Annotated in this window: 19 protein-coding genes; 7 read left to right on the top strand and 12 right to left on the bottom strand. The window is 47.2% G+C overall.

Annotated elements, in window-relative coordinates; genetic code table 11:
* Position 1 precedes the first annotated feature (1 nt).
* The 5 genes from HPC38_RS06605 to rplY all read right to left on the bottom strand — a co-directional run bounded on the left by HPC38_RS06605 (position 2) and on the right by rplY (position 4101).
* Positions 2-553, bottom strand: coding sequence for a cell division protein ZapC domain-containing protein (locus tag HPC38_RS06605; RefSeq protein ID WP_208120499.1), 552 nt, complete (start codon positions 551-553; stop codon positions 2-4).
* Between the two features lie 66 nt (positions 554-619).
* Positions 620-1936 carry a bifunctional tetrahydrofolate synthase/dihydrofolate synthase gene (folC, locus tag HPC38_RS06600; protein ID WP_208120498.1) on the bottom strand — a complete coding sequence of 439 codons (1317 nt, stop codon included), beginning with the start codon at positions 1934-1936 and terminating at the stop codon, positions 620-622.
* Complete coding sequence (gene accD / locus HPC38_RS06595; RefSeq protein ID WP_208120497.1) at positions 1936-2865, bottom strand: acetyl-CoA carboxylase, carboxyltransferase subunit beta; 930 nt, start codon at positions 2863-2865, stop codon at positions 1936-1938. The genes folC and accD overlap by 1 nt, the downstream gene beginning before the upstream one ends.
* 88 nt (positions 2866-2953) lie before the next feature.
* A complete protein-coding gene (gene truA, locus HPC38_RS06590) occupies positions 2954-3739 on the bottom strand; it encodes a tRNA pseudouridine(38-40) synthase TruA (RefSeq protein ID WP_208120496.1) in 786 nt (261 codons plus the stop codon).
* 74 nt (positions 3740-3813) lie between these two features.
* Positions 3814-4101, bottom strand: coding sequence for a 50S ribosomal protein L25 (gene rplY, locus HPC38_RS06585; protein WP_208120621.1), 288 nt, complete (start codon positions 4099-4101; stop codon positions 3814-3816).
* Positions 4102-4349: 248 nt separating this feature from the next.
* Between rplY and HPC38_RS06580 the strand changes: the two genes are divergently transcribed.
* Complete coding sequence (locus HPC38_RS06580) at positions 4350-4961, top strand: DedA family protein (RefSeq protein WP_208120495.1); 612 nt, start codon at positions 4350-4352, stop codon at positions 4959-4961.
* Positions 4962-5010: 49 nt separating this feature from the next.
* Here the strand turns inward: HPC38_RS06580 and HPC38_RS06575 are convergent, their stop codons facing one another.
* Positions 5011-5472, bottom strand: coding sequence for an outer membrane lipoprotein (locus HPC38_RS06575; protein ID WP_208120494.1), 462 nt, complete (start codon positions 5470-5472; stop codon positions 5011-5013).
* A gap of 13 nt (positions 5473-5485) precedes the next feature.
* Positions 5486-6076 carry a VOC family protein gene (locus tag HPC38_RS06570; RefSeq protein ID WP_208120493.1) on the bottom strand — a complete coding sequence of 197 codons (591 nt, stop codon included), beginning with the start codon at positions 6074-6076 and terminating at the stop codon, positions 5486-5488.
* An 83-nt stretch (positions 6077-6159) separates the two neighbouring features.
* On the opposite strand from HPC38_RS06570, the gene argS reads away from it, so the two are divergent.
* Positions 6160-7887, top strand: a complete 1728-nt coding sequence (gene argS / locus HPC38_RS06565) for an arginine--tRNA ligase (RefSeq protein WP_208120492.1) — start codon at positions 6160-6162, stop codon at positions 7885-7887.
* 69 nt (positions 7888-7956) lie between these two features.
* Here the strand turns inward: argS and folE are convergent, their stop codons facing one another.
* Positions 7957-8613, bottom strand: a complete 657-nt coding sequence (gene folE, locus HPC38_RS06560; protein WP_208120491.1) for a GTP cyclohydrolase I FolE — start codon at positions 8611-8613, stop codon at positions 7957-7959.
* A 137-nt stretch (positions 8614-8750) separates the two neighbouring features.
* Between folE and moeA the strand changes: the two genes are divergently transcribed.
* Positions 8751-9977 (top strand): molybdopterin molybdotransferase MoeA, encoded by a 1227-nt coding sequence (moeA, locus tag HPC38_RS06555; protein ID WP_208120490.1) that lies wholly within the window; start codon positions 8751-8753, stop codon positions 9975-9977.
* Complete coding sequence (locus HPC38_RS06550; RefSeq protein ID WP_208120489.1) at positions 9977-10699, top strand: molybdopterin-synthase adenylyltransferase MoeB; 723 nt, start codon at positions 9977-9979, stop codon at positions 10697-10699. Before moeA ends, HPC38_RS06550 begins: the two co-directional genes overlap by 1 nt.
* 32 nt (positions 10700-10731) lie before the next feature.
* Here the strand turns inward: HPC38_RS06550 and HPC38_RS06545 are convergent, their stop codons facing one another.
* The 4 genes from HPC38_RS06545 to thiI all read right to left on the bottom strand — a co-directional run bounded on the left by HPC38_RS06545 (position 10732) and on the right by thiI (position 14850).
* Positions 10732-11304 (bottom strand): UbiX family flavin prenyltransferase, encoded by a 573-nt coding sequence (locus HPC38_RS06545; RefSeq protein ID WP_208120488.1) that lies wholly within the window; start codon positions 11302-11304, stop codon positions 10732-10734.
* Positions 11304-12818, bottom strand: coding sequence for an amidophosphoribosyltransferase (gene purF / locus HPC38_RS06540; RefSeq protein ID WP_208120487.1), 1515 nt, complete (start codon positions 12816-12818; stop codon positions 11304-11306). Before purF ends, HPC38_RS06545 begins: the two co-directional genes overlap by 1 nt.
* A gap of 10 nt (positions 12819-12828) precedes the next feature.
* Entirely contained in the window at positions 12829-13314 is a 486-nt protein-coding gene (locus HPC38_RS06535) for a CvpA family protein (protein WP_208120486.1), read from the bottom strand.
* Between the two features lie 84 nt (positions 13315-13398).
* Positions 13399-14850 carry a tRNA uracil 4-sulfurtransferase ThiI gene (gene thiI / locus HPC38_RS06530; RefSeq protein WP_208120485.1) on the bottom strand — a complete coding sequence of 484 codons (1452 nt, stop codon included), beginning with the start codon at positions 14848-14850 and terminating at the stop codon, positions 13399-13401.
* Positions 14851-14982: 132 nt separating this feature from the next.
* Here thiI and xseB point away from each other — a divergent pair, with 132 nt between their 5' ends.
* The 3 genes from xseB (at position 14983) to dxs (ending at position 18137) form a co-directional block, all read left to right on the top strand.
* Positions 14983-15291 (top strand): exodeoxyribonuclease VII small subunit, encoded by a 309-nt coding sequence (gene xseB / locus HPC38_RS06525; RefSeq protein WP_208120484.1) that lies wholly within the window; start codon positions 14983-14985, stop codon positions 15289-15291.
* A gap of 9 nt (positions 15292-15300) precedes the next feature.
* Positions 15301-16200, top strand: a complete 900-nt coding sequence (gene ispA / locus HPC38_RS06520; RefSeq protein WP_208120483.1) for a (2E,6E)-farnesyl diphosphate synthase — start codon at positions 15301-15303, stop codon at positions 16198-16200.
* A 71-nt stretch (positions 16201-16271) separates the two neighbouring features.
* Positions 16272-18137, top strand: a complete 1866-nt coding sequence (dxs, locus tag HPC38_RS06515; protein WP_208120482.1) for a 1-deoxy-D-xylulose-5-phosphate synthase — start codon at positions 16272-16274, stop codon at positions 18135-18137.
* Positions 18138-18253 lie beyond the last annotated feature (116 nt).

The raw sequence follows: 18253 nt of genomic DNA, 5'->3' as shown, positions 1-18253 counted from the left end.
ATCATGCACGTTGCTGAGTGAGAGGTGAATCGGCTTTCACCGCTTGTTCGGGCATCGCCCGCAAGCGGTTAGCGAACAAACGCAGTGGCTGAGCAAACGTCAGCTTCAGCCCAGAGAGCTGTAAAGTGCGGTCAAGTAATAAGCAATCGGCCACGTTGCCGCTGATTTGTACCAAGAGCAGATTAACCCACTCGTCGCGCTCTTTGATGTGCGCTTGCACCAATTTTGGCTCGGCTTCATCGCAAATTTCAATTCCGTTGAGTAGGCTAAAAAACCAGCTTTTCGGTTGAATAGGCAGCAAAAACTGCCGCGCAGCTACCGCCGAATAGGCTAAAAATTCACGCTGAGAATCGTCAATGGCATACGTTTTAAGGGCATCAATCACCACGTTGAAAAACAAAAAGTCTTCCATATCGCAATCACTGACATTAAGTGCAGATTGCGTTAGCATGGATTTTTCAAGCGAAGTGCGAATACGTCGCCCCGTGTCTTGCGAGCAAAGCATTAAACACTGCGCCACATTGCTGTATTCCCAATAAAAAAATCCGTTCATATCGCTCATTGACACACAATTTTCATAGCACTATCCTACCCTGTTTTGTGCGCTTTCGCGATCAATTTATGCGTTTTTAGCCGAAAAAAGTGCCACAATGGCCGCCACCGTATGAAATGAGCCAAAAATGAGCACAATATCTTGCTTGCGCGCCGTTTGCAAAGCTGCTTTTGTGCCTGCCTGCACGCTGTCAAAACAACGAATATCGGCATTTGGCAGTGCTGCGGCAATTTTATCACGCAATGTAACCGCACTTTGCCCACGCGCGCCATCTAACGAGCAGCAAAACCACTGATCAATTAATCCCGCAAGAGGTTGCGCCACATGCAGGGCATCTTTGTCTTGCAGCATGCCAAGCACCCCGAATACACGTACATCGTCAGTTTTAAGCGACCGCACTTTTTGTGCCAAATAGCGTGCCGCATGCGGATTGTGGCCCACGTCGAGATAAATTTGCTCACATTGGCTCGCCCCAACATGGGCAAAAAGCGAAGCCCGTTGCGTTGGCGTTAGGCGTTGAAAGCGCCCAACTAGCGTCATCTCGCGTAGTGCTTTGGTGAGGGTGTCTTGCGATATAGCCCATGGTAGCTGTTCGCACAATGCCAAAGCTGTAGCGGCATTTTGCACTGGCATAGCAGGTACGGGCAACTGATCAAACCGCACTTTTTGCCCAACAAATGTCCACATATCCCCTTGTCGTTGATAGTGCCATTCGACACCATTACGCAAAACGTGACAGGGTAACGAATTAGCATGTGCCAGCACCGTGATTGGAATGTCTTGCTCGCCGATAACCGCACTTTTACCTGCGCGCATAATGCCCGCTTTTTCAAAGCCAATTTGCTCACGTGTATCACCAAGATAATCGACATGGTCAATATCAATCGAGGTAATGGCGCAAATATCGGCATCAATGATATTGGTGGCATCCAGCCGCCCGCCTAGGCCCACTTCTAAAATCACCACATCAAGCTGTGCTTGTTTAAATAGATACAGCGCGCCTAGTGTACTAAATTCAAAATAACTTAATGAATGTGATTTGTGACTATCAATGAAGGCAAATGCCGCACTGTGTGCGCTGTCTGGCAACACAGCATCATTTATACGCACGCGCTCGTTATAATCAATCAAGTGCGGTGAGCTAAACACGCCAACGTTCAAGCCAGCATTGAGCAAAATTAGTTCAAGTAAGCGACATGTTGTGCCTTTTCCATTGGTGCCGCCTACGGTGATAACATAAGGCGCGGGTGTGAGCAGATCCAATTCACTGGCCACCGCTTTAACGCGTGTAAGCCCCATGTCGATGGCTTTACTGTGGCTGCTTTCAATATAGGAAAGCCACATCTCAAGTGGCGATGTGGCTGTAAGTTGTGCTCGGGTCATTATGCGCTTTTGCCCTCGATTTTGACAGGCGTTTGCACAGGCGGGATAATCACACTCTCTGTTGTCACAAATGGCGAAGGCTTGCCACAGAGTTTAGCCAAAATGCTGGCGAGCTTGTCGCGCATTTCTTTGCGGTTGACAATCATATCGATCGCCCCTTTTTCTAGCAAAAATTCGCTGCGCTGGAAGCCTTCAGGCAATTTTTCACGTACAGTTTGCTCAATCACACGGGGGCCTGCAAAGCCAATTAAGGCCTTAGGCTCAGCAATGTTGATGTCTCCTAGCATCGCAAAGCTGGCTGACACGCCCCCCATCGTTGGATCTGTCAAAACAGAAATATAAGGAATGCCTTTTTCTTTGAGTTTTGCCAAAATGGCACTGGTTTTGGCCATTTGCATCAGTGAGAATAGTGCTTCTTGCATACGCGCACCACCACTGGCAGAAAAACAAATCAACGGGCAGCCTTGATCCAGCGCAGTTTGTGCTGCTTTAACAAATTTGCCGCCCACCACGCTCCCCATGGAGCCGCCCATAAAGTTAAAGTTAAACGCAGCGGCTACCACAGGTATGCCCCAAATTGCCCCTTTCATGACAATCAAAGCGTCTTTTTCGCCTGTTTGTTTTTGTGCTGCGTTTAAACGGTCTTTATATTTTTTTAAGTCTTTGAATTTTAAGATATCTTCAGGTTCAATTTCAGCCCCAATTTCTTCAATTGTTCCTTCATCAAGCAGTTTTTCTAAACGCACTCGCGGGTCAATGCGCATATGGTGACCGCACTTTGGGCATACCTCTAAGTTGCGCACCACTTCATCGCGATAAAGCACTTGATCACAGCCAGTACATTTTGTCCAAATACCTTCTGGCACATTGGCTTTTTGGTTGTTGCTACTCACCGAGCCTTTGTTAAAAATTCGTTCAATCCAACTCATGGGTTACCTTAACTCTTCATTTTTGTGCTGATTAATTTGCCCATTACATCATATTTACGTGCGCTTTTGAACCGTTTTGTCACAATTTTTAATCGGGTAAAAAAAGCGGCCCAAGTGCGGTTTTCGGCAATGCAAATTCCTCTGGATAGCTCACCGACACCAAATACAAACCGTTAGGTTTGGCAGTGGCAGGTGCCAAAGTGCGGTTGCATTGGGCTTGCAGCCATGCGAGCCACTCAACTGTTTGATTGCCGTTGCCCACCTCGATAAGGCTGCCCACAATATTACGCACCATGTGATGCACAAATGCGTTAGCTTGAATATCAACAACCACATAATCGCCTTGACGAAATACGTTCAAATGGTGCACATTACGCCACGGTGTGTGAGATTGACACTGCGCAGCGCGAAATGAGCTAAAATCTCGCTCGCCAAGCAACTGTTGCCCTGCTTGGTGCATTTTTTTATGATCGAGTGGGAGATGATAATGGGTCAAGCCGTCTGCCAAAATCGCTGGGCGTAGCGGATGATTATAAATCACATAGCGATAGCGACGTGCTGTTGCGCTAAAGCGTGCATGAAAATCATCACGTACCGCTTTCGCCCACCGCACTTTTATATCATTAGGAAGATTCGCATTCACCCCCAAATACCATGCCTTGAGCGCGCGCTCAGACTGTGTTTCAAAATGCACCACCTGTCCTGTGGCGTGCACTCCTGAATCCGTACGCCCCGCGCAAAACAAATGAATATCTTCATTCGCCACGTTAGAGAGCGCCTGCTCAAGGCGCTGTTGTACACTGTCAAGATGTTGTTGACGTTGCCAACCGAAATAGTGTGCGCCGTTGTATTCAACCCCAAGTGCGATTTTCACACCAGCCTCCCAATATTGAGATGAAAAAAAACACCAAACAATCAACGATTGCTGGTGTTTTTTGCGTTTAAAGATTAAACGCGTTTGAAATCTAAATGAAGCAATTTTGGTTTGAATGGGTGGCGTTGCATCGCTTGGATTTTCACCACAACATCTTTGCCATTAATTACCAATGTGATATTTTCGCTGTAGAATTTTTCATCGGCTTGCGCGTTGTTAACTTTATCGTGGTCTAACACGATAGCAACTGGCGCTTCGCTTCCACCGTAAACGATGGCCGGCAATTGACCTTGTAAACGCTGACGGCGGCTCGCACCCGTACCTTGCGCTTCACGAACTTGTGCATCAAATTTAAACATAATTTTCTCTCTTTTAAGTTAAAGTTTAAGCTGTAGGCGACCCTACAACTCAACGTCTATTCACTTGAGCATATGCTCAAGGGAGCACATTCTACACACTTTATCAGCCCATCGCAAGAATATTTGCAGATAATACCTTTTTCATTGCAATATTCGCCTTTAGGCTATGGTAATTAGCGTTAAAAAAAGGCACAATAAGTGCATTGATTTATACGCTAAACGGCGTCCATTCTAAAAAAATTAGGTTAACTGTGCAATTTTTTATTGATTTTTTTACTCATTATGGCTATGCCGCGGTCTTTGCAGTACTAATACTCTGTGGGCTTGGAGTGCCTATTCCCGAAGACATCACGTTAGTGTCAGGTGGCATCATTTCTGGGCTTGGTTATGCCAACCCTCATTGGATGGTCGTTGTTGGAATGTTAGGCGTATTACTAGGCGATTTACTAATGTATATGCTTGGGCGCTTTTATGGGGTAAAAATCCTACGCTTTCGTCTGATCAAACGTTTCATCACGTTCAAACGATTACAAATGGTTAAAAATAAATTTGACCGATATGGCAATCGCTTGTTATTCATTGCACGGTTTTTACCTGGCTTGCGTACGCCTGTTTATATTATTTCAGGCGTCACCCGTCGGGTGGGTGTTATTCGTTTTATTTTGATTGATTTTTGCGCTGCCATTATCTCTGTTCCAATTTGGGTCTATCTCGGTCATCATGGGGCTGAAAATATAGACTGGATAAAAGCGCAAATGCGCCATGGGCAAATGGGCATTTATGGTATTTTGGGTGTCATTTTACTGTTTGTACTTATCGCTTATTTTAGGCGTAAACGCAAAGCTAACGCGGAGCAAGAATAAATGTCAAAAAAAGTGCGGTCGAATTATCACCGCACTTTTTTTATTTCGATTACAGTGGCATCACGTTGAGTGATGAACCACCAATAATTTGAACGCGTGTACCCGCCACTAAACGAGGGTCTGCTTTTTGTACCACAACAATCTCTTTACCGTCGTCTTTTTTGATCACCATTTGTACACCATTAGCTTGGCTTGCTTTTTGCTCCACTGTGTTGCCGATCACAGCACCTGCAATAGCGCCAACGGCAGTAGCGATAGCATTACCTGTGCCGCCGCCTACGCCTGAGCCCAAAATGCCACCCAATGCGCCACCGCCTACGGTGCCGATCACGCCTTCGTTAGGGGCTTGGATGGTCACAGGCTTAGTTGACACAATTGTACCATAACTAATTGAGCGAGCTTCTTTGGTTTGATCGCCAGTGTAAACATCACCACGATAAATATCTTTATTCGCGCAGCCAACAGTTGCCAGGCCGATAAACAAAGAAGCGACTAAAACTGATTTTTTCATTGTGTTTTCCTTATTAACTAAACTCGGATTCTGAGTTAATCACCTCAATTATAGAGTGTGAGTGGAGCTTAATACAACATTTATTTTTACTATTGTCAAGTTTTGTAATTGAAATGGTAGTGTTATCTAATCGCTCGCCCTCCCCTTTAGGCGCATCAATTTTAAGACAAAGTGCGGTTTTGTTCTTTAGTTTGAATTGCTCAAGTATCCTTTCACACCACTGACTCGGTGTTTCACCAAAAAGAGCTGGCAACACTACCTCAATATGCTCCCAGCCCTCAACAGGATAACGCTTTTTCGGCATCGGCAACTCAATAACGGCAATCGATTGTGCAAATAATTGTAAAGACTCGCGCAACTTGATGAGGTAAATCGGCCGGCCGTTGATGATGTTATCTGAAATCACTTCGCCATTGGCTTGCAACACCGCCAGCCACTGCTGCCCACGTTCAAGGGTATTGACTCGTAGCGCGATGTGGTCAATCTCATAATCAGCCAGCGTTAGCCCAAACTCCTGTGCAAGAACTAAAATCTGCCGCTCAAAGTCTGCCAACTGCTCTGCCAGCGTGGTCAACTGGGCCTGTAAAAAGTGCGGTTGTGTCATTTTGCTAATCTCTCTTTTCTCCAACGTGATATCAAGGTATTATATCGGAATTTATTTGATAATGCTTACAACAAGGACAATTCGTGAACATTCAAACAATTTTGTCGCACAAAATCACCCAAGCACTGAACAACGTCGGCGCAGGTGGCTGTGATGCATTGGTGCGGCAATCGGCAAAGCCGCAATTTGGTGATTACCAAGCCAACGGTGTGATGGCAGCAGCGAAAAAGATCGGTATACCACCGCGTGAGCTGGCACAACGCGTGCTCGACGCGCTTGATGGTGGCGAGATGATTGAAAAACTCGAGATTGCAGGCCCTGGCTTTATTAACATTACCCTCAACCGCACTTGGCTGGCCAAGCAAGGGCAAATGCTGCTAGGTCAAACCGCACTTATCGCCCCTGTTGACGCGCCGCAAACTATTGTAGCAGACTACTCTGCACCGAATGTAGCAAAACAGATGCACGTAGGGCATTTACGCTCCACCATTATTGGCGACGCGGTGGTGCGTGTGCTGGCATTTTTAGGTCATAATGTGATTCGTGCCAACCATGTAGGCGATTGGGGCACACAATTTGGCATGCTGATTGCCTACCTTGAAAAAATGCAAAATGAAAACGCAGATGATCTAGCCCTAAGCGATTTAGAAGCCTTCTATCGTGCCGCCAAAGCCCACTACGACAGCGATGAAGCCTTTGCGGAGAAAGCACGTCAATATGTGGTGAAACTGCAAGGTGGCGACAGCTACTGCTTGGCAATGTGGCGCAAGTTGGTGGACATCACTATGGAGCAAAATCAGCGCACATACGATCGCTTAAATGTGACTTTGAGCAACGACGACATCATGGGCGAAAGCCTTTATAATCCAATGTTGCCTGAAATTGTGGCCGATTTGAAAGCCAAAGGCATTGCCCAGGAAGATCAAGGTGCGGTGGTCGTTTTTTTGCCTGAATTTAAAAATAAAGAAGGTGAACCAATGGGTGTGATCATCCAAAAACGCGACGGCGGTTTTCTTTACACCACCACCGATATTGCTGCGGCCAAATACCGCTGGGAAACGCTGCACGCCAACCGCGCCCTTTATTTCACCGACACGCGTCAAAGCCAACACTTACAGCAGGCTTGGACCATTGTCCGCAAAGCGGGCTATGTTCCTGACAGTATGCGGTTGGAACACATCAATTTTGGCATGATGCTCGGAAAAGATAACAAGCCTTTTAAAACGCGCTCGGGCGAAACCGTTAAGCTCAATGATTTGCTCGACGAAGCCGTTGAACGCGCAGGCAAGTTGATCCGCGAGAAAAGCACCGCACTTTCACCTGCCGAGCTTGACAAAGTGATCAATGCCGTTGCCATTGGTGCAGTGAAATACGCCGATTTGTCTAAAAATCGCACCACCGATTATGTGTTCGATTGGGATAATATGCTTTCTTTTGAAGGCAACACCGCGCCTTATATGCAATATGCCTACACCCGCATTCACTCTATTTTTGCTAAAAGTGGCATTAATCCCGACACATTGCAGGGTGAAATTAACGTGACCGAAGGCAAAGAGCGCGCCTTATTACTGAAATTATTGCAATTTGAAGAAGCTGTTGCCGTGGTCGCCAAAGAAGGAACGCCGCACGTGTTGTGTGCTTATTTGTATGAACTGGCGGGCATATTCTCACAATTCTATGAACAATGCCCAATTTTAAGCTGCGATGATGAGCATACCAAAAACAGCCGCTTGCAATTAGCCGCAATTGCGCAACGTACGCTCAAGCAGGGGCTTGAGTTGTTGGGCATTGAAGTAGTCAATAAGATGTAAAAAACCGCACTTTAGCGATAAAGTGTGGTCAGTTTCATTATCAAAGCAGTGCTATGGCGCTGCTTTTTATTATCGTTCGATTAAGCTTAAAAATTCCTTGCGCGTTTCGCGGTCTTGCAAGAAAACGCCACCAAAGGCTGATGTGACAGTGTAACTATTACTGTCTTTAATGCCACGACACTTAACACAAAAATGGGTTGCTTTCACATACACCGCGACATCATCTGTCTGTAAAATCGTCTGCAAAGCTGTCAAAATTTGTTCAGTTAGCCGTTCTTGCACTTGCGGACGTTGCGCCAAAAAGGCAACAACACGGTTAATTTTCGATAGCCCAATCACCCACTCTTTCGGGTAATAAGCTACGGAGACTTTGCCATCGATGGTGACAAAATGGTGTTCACAAGTGCTGGTGAGCGTCACGTCATTGACCAACACCATTTCACTGACCTGCATGCGATTACGAATCGTCGTGATTTTTGGAAAATTCGCATAATCCATGCCTGTGAAAATTTCATCAAGGTACATTTTCGCCAAGCGCGCGGGGGTTTGCTCAATGCTGTCATCGCTCAAATCTAAGCCAATTAGTTCCAACACACTTTTCATATGCTGTTCAATTTGTGCTCGACGTTGGTCAAGGGACAGATCCAACGCTTTCATCGGGGTTTCAATGCCTTTTGCAATCAACGCGGCTCGAACTTGCTGCGCCTCTGCTGAAATTTTACTCATTGTGGTTTAACATCTCCAAAAAACAAGGCAATTATTTTAACAGAATAATGAAAAATACAACAAGAATTCTACGAAATTAACTGAAAATTTCTTAAAGTTTGTTAGAATAAAGCCGATTTCAACCAAAAGGTGACTGTATGAATTCACTTATCTCTCTTGACGATGCACTGGCTAAAATCACCCGTGCGCTAAGTTTTCCACCCGATTCACACACTGAATGGGTCAGCCTTGATGTGGCACACAACCGCATCTGTGCAGAAGATATTCACTCGCCCATTAATGTACCTGGCTTTGACAACTCCGCGATGGACGGTTATGCCGTGCGCATGACTGATCTCACTGGCGAACCGCTGACTGTTGCAGGCAAAAGTTTCGCGGGCAGCCCGTTTGAAGGTGAATGGACAAAAGGTTCAGTAGTGCGCATCATGACAGGTGCTGTTGTACCAGATGGGTGCGAGGCGGTCATTATGCAAGAGCACGCCGAGGTGCAAGCAGATGGCAAAGTGCGGTTCACGCAAGAGGCTAAAGCAGGGCAAAACATTCGCCGCTTGGGCGATGATGTCAAAAAAGGTGATATTGTGCTTAAAAAAGGCGCGAAACTGACCGCACTTTCACTCCCCTTGCTTGCTTCGCTTGGGCTTGAGCAAGTGCGCGTTTATCGTAAAATTAAAGTGGCACTCATTTCCACTGGCGACGAGCTGGTCAGTGTTGGCAATCCTTTGAAAAAAGGGCAAATCTACGACACCAATCGCTTTACTGTGCGCTTGCTGCTGGAAAATTGGCACTGTGACATTTTAGATTACAGCATTTTACCCGACGATAAAGTGCGGTTTGCCAAAACCTTTTCTGAAGCGCAGCAAAAAGCCGATTTGGTGATCACCAGCGGTGGCGTGTCGGTGGGTGAGGCGGATTTCACCAAAGATGTGCTTGAGCAACTCGGGCAAATGAATTTTTGGAAATTGGCGATGAAGCCGGGCAAGCCGTTTGCCTTTGGTAAATTTGACCACGCGTGGTTTTGCGGCCTGCCAGGCAACCCTGTTTCAGCTCTTGTCACCTTTTATCAACTGGTGCAGCCCGTGCTGGCGCGCTTAACAGGCTTTAGCCAATGGCAGCTGCCGCCACAACTACCCGCCATTGCTGGCAGCGCGATGAAAAAAACGCCTGGACGCTTGGATTTTCAACGTGGGCATTACCGTGTGAATGCACAAGGGCAAATTGAAGTGCAGCCCGTGGGCTTTCAAGGCTCGCATATGTTCAGCTCTTTTGTGCAAAGTAACTGCCTGATTGTGCTTGAGCGCGAACGTGGCAATGTGGCCGCTGGCGAACAGGTTGTAATTGAACCTTTTGGTGATGTGTTGCAATAATGGCTGATATCTTATCGGATGCGGAAGCACTACGCTACAACCGCCAAATTGTGCTGCCACAAATTGACTTTGACGGGCAAGAACGCCTTAAACAATCCCATGTGGCGATTATCGGCGTGGGCGGTTTGGGGTGTGCCGCTGCGCAATATTTAGCTGCCAGCGGCGTTGGCACCTTAACGCTGGTCGACTTCGACATCGTCAGCCTGTCTAATTTACAGCGTCAAGTACTGCACACTGAGGCGCGCATGGGTCAGCCGAAAGTGGATTCTGCCAAAACCGCACTTTGTGCTTTAAACCCACATGTCACTGTCAATGCTATTAACGCTGATTTAGATGATGATGAATTTCGTGACGTTGTCACACGATCAGATGTAGTAGTGGATTGCTCAGACAATGTCGCCACACGCAATCGCCTTGATGTGCTCTGCCAACAAAGCCAAACCCCGCTCGTGTTTGGCGCCGCTATTCGCATGGAGGGGCAATTATCGGTGTTTACCTATCAGCCCAACACCCCTAATTATCGCAGCATCAGCCGCCTGTTTGGCGACAACACGCTCTCCTGCGTGGAAGCGGGTGTGCTCTCCCCGATTGTCGGCATTGTCGGCACACTACAAGCGATGGAAACCTTAAAATTATTGCTCAATATCGGCGAGCCATTGGTGGGCAAACTGCTACTGATTGACGCCTTAAACATGCAGTTTACCACCCTCAAACTACCCTAAAATCCAAAGTGCGGTTAACCGCACTTTCATCCTTAAACGCCCTGCCAGCGTTCAAACAAGTCTTCAGGCAGTTCAATCTCAAATTGATCGCACAAGCGGTTGACGGATTGGTTGATGATGTCGTCAATGCTTTGCGGTTTATGGTAAAACGCGGGCATAAGTGGCGTGAGTGTGGCGCCGATTTCAGCCGCTTGGGTCATCAGCCGCAGGTGGCCTAAATGCAGCGGTGTTTCCCGCAGGCACAGGTGAACGGGCTTGCGTTCTTTAAGGCAAACATCTGCCGCGCGAGAAATTAAATCATCGCTATAACTGTGTGCGATGGCAGAGAGGGTTTTGATGGAACACGGCACCACCAGCATGCCCAAAGTGCGGTATGACCCCGATGAAATAGCCGCGCCAATATCGCGATTGTCATACACCACATCGGCCAGCGCTTTAACGTCATTTAAGCTGAAATCGGTTTCAATCGCAATGGTTTGGCGCGCAGCATTGGAGATAATCAAATGGGTTTCAATCTCCGTTGCTGCCAGCACTTGTAACAAGCGGATTGCATAAATGGCGCCTGAGGCACCGGTGATGGCAATAATGAGTCGTTTGGCTTTCATTAGGCTTCGTTGTGCATTTCTAAATTGGTCTCATCTCGCTCTTGGCGGCGCTTGGCTTTATCATTACGCATGGCCTCTACTTGAGCGAGATACTCTTCTGTCACATCCCCTGTGATGTAGCAGCCTGTGAACACAGAGCTGTCAAAATGCTGGATATGCGGATTTTCTTTACGAATCGCATTTTCTAAATCCGCTAAATCTTGGAAAATCAGCCCGTCCACGCCAATTAGTTCAGCAATTTCATCTACACTACGGTTGTAGGCAATCAGTTCATTAACAGATGGCATATCAATACCGTAAACATTTGGGTGGCGCACTTCAGGTGCAGCTGAGGCTAAGTAAATTTTCTTCGCGCCCGCTTGACGCACCATGTCCACGATTTGTTCCGAGGTGGTGCCACGCACGATAGAATCATCCACCAGCAGCACATTTTTGTCTTTAAACTCCGACGAAATAGTGTTGAGCTTGCGTCGCACTGAGTGACGGCGCTGGGTTTGCCCTGGCATAATAAAGGTGCGCCCAACGTAGCGATTTTTCACAAAACCTTGGCGATAAGGCAAATTCAACTCTTTGGCGATGCGCAAAGCGATGTCGTTAGACGTTTCTGGAATGGGGATAACCACATCAATGTCGTGATCGTGCCATTCTTTGGCAATTTTGCGCCCTAAAGCCTCGCCCATGTGTACGCGTGCGGCATAGACCGATACGCCATCAATGTAAGAGTCAGGGCGTGCGAAATAGACATATTCAAAAATGCACGGGCATAAATCGGGCGTGGTTGAGCATTGGTGCGAATAAAATTCACCGTTAAAATCCACATAAATCGCCTCACCTGGGGCAACATCACGCACAAATTCAAAGCCGATGATGTCCAGCGCAACACTTTCAGAGGCAAAAGCATATTCCACTTTGCCACTCGCTTGTGTGCGTTTGCCCAACACCAATGGGCGGATGCCATGCGGATCACGAAAGGCAATCATACCAAAGCCGATAATCATCGCTACGCAAGCATAAGCCCCTTTGATGTCGTCGTGGGTTTTAGTGACAGCGGCGAAAATGTCGTCAGGCGTTAATTGGTGGTGTGGGCTTTGGTCGAGATGGTAGGCAAGAATATTTAATAAGGCTTCGGAATCAGAATTGGTATTCACATGGCGGCGGGCAAGTTTAAACAGTTTATCTTTGAGCGCCCGTGAGTTGGTCAAATTGCCATTGTGTACCAACGTGATGCCATAGGGCGAGTTGACATAAAATGGCTGCGCCTCTGACACACTGGAGCTGCCCGCCGTTGGGTAGCGCACATGCCCGATCCCAACCGTGCCTTGCAACCTGTCCATGTGTTCTTGGCGGAACACATCGCTGACCAACCCATTGGCTTTGCGCAGCCGAAAACGGCTTTCGCGGTCAATGGTCATGATGCCTGCAGCATCTTGCCCGCGGTGTTGCAACACCGTAAGCGCATCATACAACGCTTGGTTGACGGGGGTTTCGCCGATAATCCCAATAATGCCACACATAGTTTCGCCCTTACAATTTCGGAGTTAAAAAAGAGGAATTTTGTTGAATCTGTTGAAAAAACCAGTCAACCACAAACCCAAAGTGCGGTATCAATTTTGAATTTTGCCACCACTCGGTTTGATTTAAATTGGTGAAGGTATCCATGCAAAACAGCAATGCCGACACAATTAACACCCCGCGCAACACGCCAAAACACGCACCCAACACGCGATCCGTACCGCTTAAGCCTGTTTTATCCACCAATTGACCTAAAATATAGTTGACGATGGCGCCCACAATCAGGCTAGCGATAAACAAAATCGCAATCGCCACGCCAATGCGAATATTTTGTGATTCAATTTGTGTGAGATAGCCTGCCAGATAGGGATAAAAACGGCTGGCGACAAAAAAGGCGACAACCCAGCTCCCTAGTGATACAGCTTCGCGTACAAAGCCACGCAATAGGCTGACAATTAATGAAAAAACAATAATACCGATAATGAGATAATCAATCATAATTTTAGGGTTGAAGGCTGTTTGCTATTGTTGAAATAAGAGTATTTATTGTACAAAAAAATAGCGCACTTGCGTAGTACTATTTTAACGCAAGCGTAGCACTTTCACATTGTCATAGCCTTGCTGATGCAAAAACTGCGCCTGTAACTGGCTCATCACCCCTTTTTCGCAATAGAGCAAATAGGTGGTGTTGCGATCCAATTGCGCAAAAGCACTGCCGAGTTTGAAAAACGGAATCGCCAACAGCTCACACTCTGGCAAATACATAGGCTTATCCTCACGTTCTTCTTCACTGCGCACATCAATCACCACCTCGTCTAAACCTACCTTATCAACAATCTCCACGTCCTCGACCGCACTTTTATCGGCGTTGGCGATGTCGCGAATATCAAGATACTGTGCGCCAGCTACCGCCTCATCCAACACAGTGAAATCAAAATGCGCCTCTTCTTTGATGATCCGTTCAGGAATGGCCTTAACCGTTGGATTTTTGGAAATTACACCGCAAAATTCAGGCATGGACTTGGCAATTTCATCGGTGCCAATTTGCTGTGCCGTGGCGATAATTTGCGGCTTATCGTGAGTGATAAGTGGGCGCAGCACTAGTACGCTGGCGGCTTCATCAATCAAGCGCAAGTTGGTCAGCGTTTGGCTGGAGACCTGCCCGAGCGCTTCGCCAGTGACGATGGCTTGAATGCCAAAGCGTTCCGCCACGCGGCTGGCGGCGCGCACCATCATGCGCTTGAGCACCACGCCCATCTGACCGTTATCGATTTTTTCCAAAATCTCCGCCACCACGCCTTCAAAATTAATCGCCACAAACCGCACTTTGACCGACGAACTGTAACGTGACCAAATGTGATAGGCCATCTGTTTCACGCCGATTTCGTGCGCCTGCCCACCAAGGTTGAAAAAGCAATAATGCACTTTCGAGCCACGGCGGATAAACATATAGCTCGACACGCCTGAGTCAAACCCGCCGGAAATAAGGCTGAGCACATCTTCTTGTGTGCCAACAGGATAGCCGCCAATACCCTCAAAACGGTTTTTGATGAGTAACATTTGGTCATCTTCGATGGTGATATTGACCGTCACATCAGGATTTTTCAACCGCACTTTGGCCGTTTCAATATGTTGATTCAAGCCACCACCGACATAACGCTCAAGATCCAGTGAGCTAAAATCATGTTTACCCTTACGCTTGACGCGCACACAAAAAGTGCGGTTTTCCAATTGCTCACGCGTATTTTTTAAGGTGTATTCAAAAATATCGTGCATTGAAGTAAATGGGATACCTTCCACCTCCAAAATGTGGTGAATACCAGGGGTGCGCTGCAAAAAATCCAGTAATAAATCGCGCTTACTGACATCTTTTGAACGCACTTCGATGTAATCCCAATGGTGCACCACGGCCACGGTATCATCTTGCTTGTTTAAAATATTACGAATATTACCAGCCAAAATTTTAATAAACCGTTTGCGCACGGAATCACTTTTGACCATCACTTCGGGGAATAATTTGATAATAAATTTCATAGAATCACTACAAATGCCAAAATTGGCGCCATTGTACCTGAAATTCCCGCTGACAGCTAAAAAAAACGACAAATAATACAAACTCAAGTACAATAGACGACACATACTCTCATACTCTTTTTGGATACTGTTATGGCGAAAAAAGCAACTTCTTTGGATTTTGAAAGCACCTTAAACGAACTGGAAAGCATCGTCGGGCGGCTGGAAAGTGGTGAGCTGCCACTGGAAAAAGCGCTTATTGAGTTTGAAAAAGGCGTGCAGCTCGCGCAAGCGGGGCAACAACGCTTACAGCAAGCACAGCAACAAGTCAGCATTTTGCTGGAAAAAAGTGCGGTTGCTCCCCTTGCGCCGTTTGAAGAAGATGACAACACGCGCAAAACGGGCAATGCTCGCGCGCAACGTGATGACCAGCCTGCTAGTGATGATGACGCTGCATTTTAAGGCCACAAAATGAACTACAATTTTCAAACGGATTTGCAGCATTTTCGTGCACGCATCAATACATTTTTAACCCAAAAACTGGATCTTGACTCTCAGCCTGCACCACTTGCCGATGCAATGCGTTATGGCGTGCTGCTCGGTGGCAAGCGTTTGCGCCCTTTTTTAACCTATTGCACAGGGCGTATGCTCAATGCGCCACTTGCGAGTTTAGACTTCGCTGCCGCTGCAGTGGAGGCGGTGCACTGTTATTCGCTAATTCACGACGATCTCCCCGCAATGGACGATGACACACTACGCCGTGGGCAAAATACTTGCCACATTGAATTTGATCAGGCCACCGCGATTTTGGCAGGCGATGCGTTACAAAGCTGGGCGTTCACACTGTTGTGCGACACCCCAACAATCAGTGCTGAGCAAAAAGTGCGGTTGGTACAACTGCTTTCACACAGTGCTGGCGCACAAGGCATGTGTCTCGGGCAAGCCTTGGATCTGTTTGCCGAGCAACAAGCCGTAGATTTGACATTTTTAGAACGCATTCATCACAATAAAACAGGCGCAATGATTATTTGCGCGGTGGAGATGGGACTTGTCTGCTCACCGCACTTTGCCGATCCAACACTTGCACAACATTTGCGACGTTTTGCCTCGCTTATCGGGCTGGCATTCCAAGTGCAAGATGACATCCTAGACATCACCGCAGACTCCGCCACACTGGGCAAAGATGCGGGTTCAGATTTAGCACACGATAAAAGCACCTATCCAAAATTGTTAGGCCTTGACGGCGCCAAAGCTAAAGCACAAGCGCTGATCGAACAGGCGCAGCAAGTGCTTGGTGTGCTCGCTAATATGGGGTTAGATGTCAGTGCGCACCAAGCACTGGCAGCATTTATCATCACGCGAGGAAGCTAAATGCCTGATAATCACGCCGAATTGGCATTTTGTGATTTATGTTTGATGCAATTCTCGTTATAATTCACGCTATGCAAAAATATTCTTTATTATCGACCATCAACACGCCAGACGATTTGCGTCTGCTCTCGCGCGAACAGCTGCCTCAGCTGTGTGACGAGTTGCGTGCATTTTTGTTGGAATCCGTTAGCCAAAGCAGTGGGCATTTAGCATCGGGCTTGGGCACCGTTGAATTGACGGTGGCGTTGCATTATGTGTTCAACACACCATTTGATCAACTGATTTGGGATGTTGGCCATCAGGCCTACCCGCACAAAATTCTTACGGGTCGGCGCGAGCGCATGCACACCATTCGGCAAAAAAATGGACTGCACCCTTTCCCGTGGCGCGGAGAGAGTGAGTACGATGTGCTCAGTGTGGGGCATTCATCCACTTCCATCAGTGCAGGGCTTGGCATTGCTATTGCGGCAGAAAAAGAAAACGCTGATCGCAAAACCATTTGCGTGATAGGTGATGGTGCAATGACTGCAGGTATGGCGTTTGAGGCACTCAATCACGCTGGCTCCTTGCATACCGATATGCTGGTGATTTTAAACGATAATGAAATGTCGATTTCAGAAAATGTCGGCGCATTGAACAATCACCTTGCACGGCTGCTCTCTGGCTCGTTTTACTCCTCTATTCGTGAAAGCAGTAAAAACTTGCTCTCAGGCTTGCCACCGATTAAAGCCTTCGTGAAAAAAACCGAAGAACATCTTAAAGGCTTTGTTTCTCCAGGCGGTACATTGTTTGAAGAACTCGGCTTTAACTACATCGGCCCAATTGATGGGCATAATGTGGAGGAATTGGTCTCCACGCTGAAAAACATGCGCAACCTAAAAGGCCCGCAGTTTTTGCATATCATGACCAAAAAAGGCAAAGGCTACGCGCCAGCGGAAAAAGATCCTATCGGCTTTCACGGCGTGCCAAAATTTGACCATATTTTAGGTCAATTGCCGAAAAAAGTTGCACAAGTACCCACCTACTCTGCTGTATTTGGCCGTTGGCTGTGCGAAATGGCAGAAAAAGACGCCACTGTAGTGGGTATTACGCCTGCTATGCGTGAAGGCTCTGGTATGGTGGAATTTTCCAACCGCTTTCCTGAACAGTATTTTGATGTAGCCATTGCCGAGCAGCACGCAGTGACGCTCGCCGCGGGCATGGCGATTGCAGGGCTTAAGCCTGTGGTGGCAATTTATTCCACCTTTTTGCAACGTGCCTATGACCAACTCATTCACGATGTCGCAATTCCAAACTTGCCTGTGCTATTCGCCATCGATCGTGCTGGCGTAGTCGGTGCTGATGGGCAAACACACCAAGGCGCATTTGATATTAGCTTTATGCGTTGTATCCCAAATATGGTCATTATGACCCCTAGTGATGAAAATGAGTGTCGGCAAATGCTCTTCACTGGCCTGCATTACAATGGCCCTGCTGCTGTGCGTTATCCGCGCGGCAATGCCACAGGGTGTGAATTGCAGCCACTGACACAATTGGAGATTGGCAAAGCACGCAAAGTGCGGTCGGGTTCAAACATTGCACTATTAAACTTCGGCACGTTGCTCGGTGAGGTGATGCTGGCGGCGGAAACACTCGATGCAACCGTAGTGGATATGCGTTTTGCTAAGCCTATCGATGAGGCAATGCTTGCCACTTTGCTTGATGATCACACTTTGCTGGTCAGTGTGGAAGATAACGCGCTTAAAGGCGGCGCTGGTAGCGCGGTAGGCGAATACCTTAATCAACGGGCACTCACGCAGCCACACAACGCACGCTTGCTGTCGTTAGGTTTTGCCGATGAATTTATTGCCCAAGGTGATCCCGCCGAAGTGCTTGCTGAGCTGGGGCTAAATGCAAACAGTATTATTGAAAAAATTCAAGCAGTTAAAAATTTCTAAAAAAATTGCACTTTTTTATGAACTTTTTGACCGCACTTGAGTCTTAGTTAATGCTAGTGCACTGCAAATGCAGTTGTCTTTTTACATTTTACTTATTGTAAGACCTCCCCCGATAT

The sequence above is a fragment of the Spirabiliibacterium pneumoniae genome (genome assembly GCF_014884995.1).
Lineage (GTDB): Bacteria > Pseudomonadota > Gammaproteobacteria > Enterobacterales > Pasteurellaceae > Spirabiliibacterium > Spirabiliibacterium pneumoniae.
Note: the sequence above shows the minus strand (reverse complement) of the source record. Positions and strands in the feature narration are given on the sequence as shown.

Excerpts from the sequence above, each read along its gene's own strand:
- folE (WP_208120491.1), bottom strand. The coding sequence starts at position 8,613 with ATGAGTAAAATTTCAGCAGAGGCGCAGCAAGTTCGAGCCGCGTTGATT.
- xseB (WP_208120484.1), top strand. The coding sequence starts at position 14,983 with ATGGCGAAAAAAGCAACTTCTTTGGATTTTGAAAGCACCTTAAACGAA.
- thiI (WP_208120485.1), bottom strand. The coding sequence starts at position 14,850 with ATGAAATTTATTATCAAATTATTCCCCGAAGTGATGGTCAAAAGTGAT.
- HPC38_RS06570 (WP_208120493.1), bottom strand. The coding sequence starts at position 6,076 with ATGACACAACCGCACTTTTTACAGGCCCAGTTGACCACGCTGGCAGAG.
- folC (WP_208120498.1), bottom strand. The coding sequence starts at position 1,936 with ATGACCCGAGCACAACTTACAGCCACATCGCCACTTGAGATGTGGCTT.
- ispA (WP_208120483.1), top strand. The coding sequence starts at position 15,301 with ATGAACTACAATTTTCAAACGGATTTGCAGCATTTTCGTGCACGCATC.
- HPC38_RS06605 (WP_208120499.1), bottom strand. The coding sequence starts at position 553 with ATGAACGGATTTTTTTATTGGGAATACAGCAATGTGGCGCAGTGTTTA.
- purF (WP_208120487.1), bottom strand. The coding sequence starts at position 12,818 with ATGTGTGGCATTATTGGGATTATCGGCGAAACCCCCGTCAACCAAGCG.
- HPC38_RS06545 (WP_208120488.1), bottom strand. The coding sequence starts at position 11,304 with ATGAAAGCCAAACGACTCATTATTGCCATCACCGGTGCCTCAGGCGCC.
- HPC38_RS06575 (WP_208120494.1), bottom strand. The coding sequence starts at position 5,472 with ATGAAAAAATCAGTTTTAGTCGCTTCTTTGTTTATCGGCCTGGCAACT.
- moeA (WP_208120490.1), top strand. The coding sequence starts at position 8,751 with ATGAATTCACTTATCTCTCTTGACGATGCACTGGCTAAAATCACCCGT.
- HPC38_RS06550 (WP_208120489.1), top strand. The coding sequence starts at position 9,977 with ATGGCTGATATCTTATCGGATGCGGAAGCACTACGCTACAACCGCCAA.
- dxs (WP_208120482.1), top strand. The coding sequence starts at position 16,272 with ATGCAAAAATATTCTTTATTATCGACCATCAACACGCCAGACGATTTG.
- HPC38_RS06535 (WP_208120486.1), bottom strand. The coding sequence starts at position 13,314 with ATGATTGATTATCTCATTATCGGTATTATTGTTTTTTCATTAATTGTC.
- accD (WP_208120497.1), bottom strand. The coding sequence starts at position 2,865 with ATGAGTTGGATTGAACGAATTTTTAACAAAGGCTCGGTGAGTAGCAAC.